Annotated in this window: 2 protein-coding genes; both read left to right on the forward strand. The window is 68.8% G+C overall.

Translation table 11 applies throughout. The features are described from left to right. On the forward strand, nt 1-827 hold an 827-nt coding region (locus AB1207_RS24425; RefSeq protein WP_367641437.1), incomplete at its 5' end, for an aminoglycoside 6-adenylyltransferase. A 94-nt stretch (nt 828-921) separates the two neighbouring features. After that, nucleotides 922-1,332 (forward strand): hypothetical protein (locus AB1207_RS24430; protein WP_367641439.1); only part of this gene is annotated, 411 nt, incomplete at its 3' end.

The raw sequence follows: 1,332 nt of genomic DNA on the forward strand, positions 1-1,332 counted from the left end.
CGCGGGATGACCGTGAAGCTGTCACCCGCCACGATCAGCTCATGACGTGGCAGCAGCAACTGCTCGACGCAGCGCAACAAGCGGCCGTCGACGACAGGCGGGTGATCGAACTGCTCGTGCACGGCTCGGCCGCCGATCCGGCCGCTGGGCAGCTGGACGTGTGGAGCGACGTCGACCTGGCCGTCCTGCTCGACCCAGCCGCTGACGCCGCCTCCACCGCTGCTTGGCCGGCACTCTTCGGGCAGCCCTGGGCCCTGACCCGCCACCAGGACGAAGACCTGAACGTTCAGCGTGTCGTGTACACCGACGGTCGGCGCCTGGACCTGGTCTCCACATCCACGCCGACGGCTCTACCAGCTGGTCGACTGCTGCACAGGCGCTCGGCGACGCTTTGGCATCCGGCGCCGTTCCCGGGCGTTGCTGACTCCTGCCTCAACGCCCCCCAGGTCAGCGCGGTGAGGGACGACGTGATGGGCGTCCGGTTCACCGCGGCCCTGGCGGTGGTGAAGCTGGCCCGGGCGGACCTGCTCATCGGCTTTCACCTGGGGCTAGAGCTGGTGCGGTGCTGCCTTGTGCAGGCGATGGTGCTGCGAGACCGAGACACCGGGACGAGCAGTCACCGCTTCGGTGGCCCCCGCAACGAAGTGGTCGCTCAGTTAGAGACGGTGCGCCAGCATGCGTGGACTGCGATCGGTGGCATTGCCCTGGTCTTGGAAGCGGTGCGGGTCTATGACGACCTCGCGGTGCAGCTGGATCCCGGCTACGTCTCGGACTGGTCAGGTCTGCACGCCCTGGCACGGCAGGCGTACGCCCACCTCGACGGCTGACCGGGGCAGTACCGCGCAGCGCGGGATGACCGTGAGGTCGCCCCTGTGGAGCCATGAGCGACGATGCGGGGGCGGCGCAAGTGAGGATGGACCAGTGAGACCAGAGACCGTCGCAGTCCTTGGCCCGATCCTGCGCGACCTGGCATCCAGTGGCGTCGACGTTCGTGTGGACGAGGACTGGCAGCCCTCTGCGCGCCACGACCCCGATCCGTCCACCACCGTCATGGTGTGGACGCCCGACGGTTCGGGCACCGGGGTCCTCGTCGGGGAGCCAGGTGCACCCGTGGACGTCGAAGCCCTGTACCTCGCCAGTGACGCTGTTCACGATGCGGTGGTCGAAGCGCGTTGGGCGATGGGTCTGTCAACAGCGTGGCCCCCGTGCGCGTGGCACCCCGGTGGCCATCCGATGATCCTCAGGGTGCACGACGGCAAGGTGGTGTGGACGTGTTCCACGGTGGGCACGGTGGCGTGTTGCCTCGGCGACCTGTGCTCGGGCAGCCCTGCG

The sequence above is a fragment of the Kineococcus endophyticus genome, assembly GCF_040796495.1.
GTDB lineage: Bacteria > Actinomycetota > Actinomycetes > Actinomycetales > Kineococcaceae > Kineococcus > Kineococcus endophyticus.